Source organism: Rhodococcus sp. (in: high G+C Gram-positive bacteria) (assembly GCF_049286785.1).
GTDB lineage: Bacteria > Actinomycetota > Actinomycetes > Mycobacteriales > Mycobacteriaceae > Rhodococcus_F.
The window spans coordinates 1-4,994 of sequence record NZ_JBAQEO010000607.1 but is presented as its reverse complement, the minus strand read 5'-3'; the positions used below and the strand labels follow the sequence as shown (position 1 = coordinate 4,994).

3 protein-coding genes are annotated in these 4,994 nt (G+C 67.4%); 2 read left to right on the top strand and 1 reads right to left on the bottom strand.

The window, feature by feature from the left end:
• Nucleotides 1-26: 26 nt before the first annotated feature.
• Nucleotides 27-923, bottom strand: a complete 897-nt coding sequence (locus WAW17_RS22155; RefSeq protein WP_422335063.1) for an alpha/beta hydrolase — start codon at nt 921-923, stop codon at nt 27-29.
• A gap of 331 nt (nt 924-1,254) precedes the next feature.
• On the opposite strand from WAW17_RS22155, the gene WAW17_RS22150 reads away from it, so the two are divergent.
• Both WAW17_RS22150 and WAW17_RS22145 read left to right on the top strand, forming a co-directional pair.
• Complete coding sequence (locus WAW17_RS22150) at nt 1,255-3,399, top strand: acetate--CoA ligase family protein (protein ID WP_422335062.1); 2,145 nt, start codon at nt 1,255-1,257, stop codon at nt 3,397-3,399.
• Nucleotides 3,396-4,946: an AMP-binding protein gene (locus tag WAW17_RS22145; RefSeq protein ID WP_422335061.1), complete on the top strand. Its 1,551-nt coding sequence runs from the start codon at nt 3,396-3,398 to the stop codon at nt 4,944-4,946. Before WAW17_RS22150 ends, WAW17_RS22145 begins: the two co-directional genes overlap by 4 nt.
• Nucleotides 4,947-4,994: the final 48 nt, after the last annotated feature.

The following is a 4,994-nucleotide window of genomic DNA, read 5'->3' as shown; positions in this document are numbered from 1 at the left end:
GCGTGTCTGTGGGGCTCGGCAGGAGGTCAGAGCCCGAGGTTCTTGCGGATGAACGCTCCGGCCTCGTCTGCGGCCTGGATACCCTCCGGCAGAATCGACGAGAACAACGGCCACACATGAACCATGTCGTCGTAGGTGGACACGCTCGCCGACCCACCGCGGTCGACGATCGCGGCGGTTGCCCGGCGGGAGTCGTCGAGGAGGACCTCGCCGGTACCGACCAGGAAGAGCGCGGGCGGAATGTCGCGCAGGTCGGCGAAAAGCGGTGATGCGATCGGATCCTTCGGGTCGTGGCCCTGCAGGTAGGCCTCGCTCACGTTACCGATCGATCCGCGCGAGACCGCGATGTCCTTGCCGTCGAACTCGTCAACGCTGTCGCCGCTCGCGGTGAGATCTAGGAGCGGAGAAATGAATACTGCTGCTGCAGGTAGCGATTCGCCGTTGTCGCGCACTGCGATGAGAGCGGACAGTGCCAGGCCGCCACCGGCCGAGTCGCCACCGAGCACAACGTTGCCTGCACCGTACTCCGAGACGAGCGCCGACAGCACGGCCGCACCGTCTTCGGCGGCAGCCGGGAACGGGTGCTCGGGTGCACGCCGGTAGTCGGGCAGAACGACGGTCACGCCGGACGCACGCGACAGGGTGTGCCCGAGCTCCTGGAAGCCCCGGGCACTGCCCATGATGAACCCGCCGCCGTGGAACCAGACGAGCACCTTGTCGTTCACGGCGCCTTCGGCGGCGATGAACAGGACGGGGACGCCGCCGACCTCGCCTTCGACCGATTCGACTCCCTCGGGGAGAGGGAACTGCAGAAACAGTCGGTCGTACGCCTCGCGTAGGTCGTCCACCGTCGCCGTCGCTGGGTCGGGGAAGCCTTCGATGTACATCTTCTCGACGCGTGCGAGCGCTTCGGTCCTGGCCATTTGTCCTCCGAAATCGATTTCGAATCCGACACCGCCTCGCGGTGGGGTTGTGAGCGATATTACATAGTTATCACTAACTGTGGAAGTCTTTTCCCAGTACTTGTACTTCCTGGCCCCGGGTATGGCCATAACGGGGGTTCACGGGCTAGATTTCAACAGGTAGCGGCACGGCTCGCGTCACACCGGGTCCGTGCCACAACTACACCGCCCGTACCCGCGGCTGCTGCTCTTCCCTGCGGGCCGGTTCCGGTCCGGACCGGCATCGCCATCCGGCCCGCAACGGCCGGGCACTCGACCCGACATCCCCACTCTCGACCGGAGGTCCACAACGATGACCCTCATCTCGGACGACGGTTCCTCCTGCACAACGGAATCCGACGTTCGCCCGGCCACATCCCTCGAACGCATGCTGAACCCGGCAACCATCGCGGTCGTCGGACTGAGCGACAAGTCCCCGGTTGCACCCTTCATCCGGCCGACGCTCGACAGCGACGCAACCGTGTACTTCGTCCACCCCACGGCCCCCACCGTTCTCGGCGTACCGACGTATCGCTCCATCTCGGATGTTCCGGAGCCGATCGACGCGGTCCTGTCCGTGATGTCTGCAGAGCGGACGGTGGCCCTGGCCGAGGAATGCGCGTCGCTCGACTGCGGCGGACTCGTCATCTACGCCGCCGGCTTCTGCGAAGTAGGCGCGGACGGGGAGGACCTCCAGCGTCGGCTCGCCGCCGCGGCACAGCGCAGCGGGATGTCCGTGATCGGGCCGAACAGCCTGGGATACATCAGTGTTCCCCGCAGTCTCAACTTGACCGCCTCGGCCGACTACCGGCCCCCGGCGGGCGGAGTGTCCATCGTCTCCCACAGCGGCGCGATGATCGGCGGCATCGCCATCGCCGCCCGCGCCCGCACCGGCATGGGTATCTCACGATTGATCTCGGCTGGAAACGAAGTCACCACCGACATCGCCGACTACGTGGACTTCCTGGCCTCCGATCCGGAGACCGCCGCCGTGGGACTGATCGTGGAGGGCATCCGCCGGCCCGAGGCGTTCCTGCGCGCGGCCCGGCGATGCATCGCAGCCGGAAAGCCGATCGTGGCACTCAAACTGGCACGAAACAGCCGGACCCAGCAGATGGCGGCCTCGCACACGGGAGCGCTTGCCGGGAACGCCTGGGCCTACGACGTGGCCTTCCGCCAGGCAGGAATCCAGCTCGCCCACGATCTCGAGGAACTGGTGGACCGGCTGTCGCTCGTCGGCCAACTCGACCCCGCCAAGTGGAACAGGGTCGAACGCCTGGGTGTCGTCGCCGGAACCGGAGGGTTCGCGTCCCTGGCCTACGACCTCGCCGAAGCGGAAGGTCTCCTCCTCCCGCCCCTGGACGACCTCGCCGACTGGGTGCGCTCCACCATCCCGGGCATCACCGTCCCGAACCCACTCGACACCACCGGCTTCGGCGCGACGTTCTGGACGGACATCGTCGACCGCTACGTCGGATCACCCGAACTCGACGCCGTCGTCTTCGTCAACATGTGGGGCGAGGGCGACGACTCCCCGATGTACCGCCGCCTCATCGACGACGTTGCCGTCGCTGCACGCCGATTCGGAAAGCCTGTCGCGATCGCGGCCGGCGCCGGCCCCGTCGGTGCCTATGCGCAGGAAGTCATCGGTTCCGATGGGAGCGTCGCACTCGGGTACGGGCTCCGCGGAACGCTGCGCGGACTGCACACGATGGGCACGTTCGTCCGCGACCGTGAGACACCACGCCCGCCGGCAGACGTGGTGACGCCCATCCCGCGCCCGACCGGACCGCTCCCCGACGCCGGCGACGGCCGGAATTTCCTGCCGTTCACCCAGGCCATGGCGCTGCTCGACCGGTTCGGCATACCCACGGCACCGCATTGCACGGTCGACACCGCTGAGCAGGTGGAGCCCGGTTTCGCGGGACCGTACGCGGTGAAACTCGCCGATGTTCCCCACCGGACGGAGTTGGGCGCCGTCACGCTGAACGTCGGGCGGGACGACCTCGAACGCGCCGTGGCCGACATGCGCGCGATCGCGCAGCGCCACGGGCTGCCCGAGACCGTGGCCATCCAGCCGATGACGGCCGCCCGAGGTGAACTGCTGGTCGGCATCGAGGGGCGCAGCGAGCTCGGGCCGATGGTGGTCCTGGGCATCGGTGGCATCCTCGTCGAGATACTCGAACGCGTCGGTGGTCGTCCGGCACCGTTGACCCGCACCGACGCCGAGGCCCTCATCGACGAGTTCCGCGACCTGCGCCTGATGCACGGTTATCGCGGATCCGAACCCTGGCACCTCGCGCAGCTCGCCGATCTTCTCGTCGGCTTCGGGCGCCTGGCCGCCGCGTGCCACGGCTGGATCGAATCACTCGACGTCAATCCGCTCCTCGTCACCGAGGACGGTCTCGTAGCGGTCGACGCCCTCTGCATCGTGCGCGACACGGAAGGAAACCGATGACAACGACCGAACCAATCATCCGTTGCGGCAACGACGTTCGCACCCACGCGGAGATACGTGAGCGCGCCACTCGATTGGCTTCGGCGTTGTCCGCACTCGACGTGGGACACGGCGACCGATACGCGCTGGTGATGCGCAACGAGATCGGCTTCGTCGAGGCCACCCTCGCCGGCGCCGCGATCGGCGCGGTTCCGGTGCCTGCGAACTGGCACGGGAACTCCGACGACCTCGGTCACGTGCTCAGCGACAGCGCCGCCAAGGTGGTGCTGGTGCACACCGACCTACTCCCGAAGGTCGAAGCGGTTCTCCCGCCGGGTACCACGATCGTCGAAGTGCGGACGCCGCAGGTCGTGGCGGACGCATACGGATTCGACCGTCCCGCCGCCTCGGGACGATACCCGGACCTCGACGAACTACTCGACGTCCACGAGCCGCACACGGCCGGTATCACCGAACCGCCCATGAGCGTCATCTACACCTCCGGCACCACCGGGTTACCGAAGGGGATCCTGCGCAGCCCGACGGCTCCCCAGGACGTCGCCGCGCTGCACGAGGTGGTGATCGCGGCGTTCGCGTTCGGCACTGCACGTTCCACGCTCGTCGCCGCACCGATGTACCACACCGCCCCGAACACGCAGTTCCAGTTCGCGTTCGCGCTGGGTATGGATGTGGAGATCATGCCGCGCTTCGATCCGGAGGAACTCCTCCGGGTGATCGAGCACCGCCGGATCGAACACGTCCAGGCCGTTCCCACGATGTTCGTGCGCCTGCTGAAACTGCCGGCCCATGTCCGCGAGCGGTACGACCTGTCGTCGCTGACCGCCGTCGTCCATGCGGCCGCCCCGTGCCCACCCGACGTCAAGCGCGCGATCATCGACTGGTTCGGCCCGATCGTCCACGAGTACTACGGCGGTTCCGAATCCGGTGCTGCCGTGATCTGTTCGAGCGAGGAGTGGCTCGCTCACCCCGGCACGGTGGGCAGGACGGTATCCGATGCCGCCGTGCGGATCATCGCCGCGGACGGCAGCGAGGCCGCCGTCGGTGAGCCCGGCGATATCTACCTCCGACCGTTCTCCGCATGGCCCGACTTCACGTATCTGGGCGATGATGCCAAGCGCCGCGCCATGGAGAAGGACGGGTGCGTCACCGTCGGTGATATCGGGTGTGTCGACGCGGACGGATTCCTGTATCTCAGCGACCGGCGGAACGACATGATCATCTCCGGTGGGGTCAACATCTATCCGGTCGAGATCGAATCGACCGTCCTGGGCCTCGACGGAGTCGCCGACGTCGCCGTGTTCGGCATCCCCGACCCGGAGTTCGGCGAGGCCATCGCCGCTCACGTCCAGTTGGACGAGGGTGCCGCGCTCGGCGAGGACGACATCCGCGCGCACGTCGCCGGTCGCCTCGCCCGGTACAAGGTGCCCAAGGTGGTCGTGTTCGAGGACACCCTGCCGCGGGAGGACACGGGCAAGTTGTTCAAGCGCCGGTTGAAGGCCCCGTACTGGGAGCAGCACACGGCCGAGGTGCCCACCGGGCACGCCTAGTGCAGGTTCCACACACGAGATGCGCGCCCGATCGATTCGATCGGGCGC

Coding starts and splice junctions, on each gene's coding strand:
- WAW17_RS22155 (WP_422335063.1), bottom strand. CDS start 923: ATGGCCAGGACCGAAGCGCTCGCACGCGTCGAGAAGATGTACATCGAA.
- WAW17_RS22150 (WP_422335062.1), top strand. CDS start 1,255: ATGACCCTCATCTCGGACGACGGTTCCTCCTGCACAACGGAATCCGAC.
- WAW17_RS22145 (WP_422335061.1), top strand. CDS start 3,396: ATGACAACGACCGAACCAATCATCCGTTGCGGCAACGACGTTCGCACC.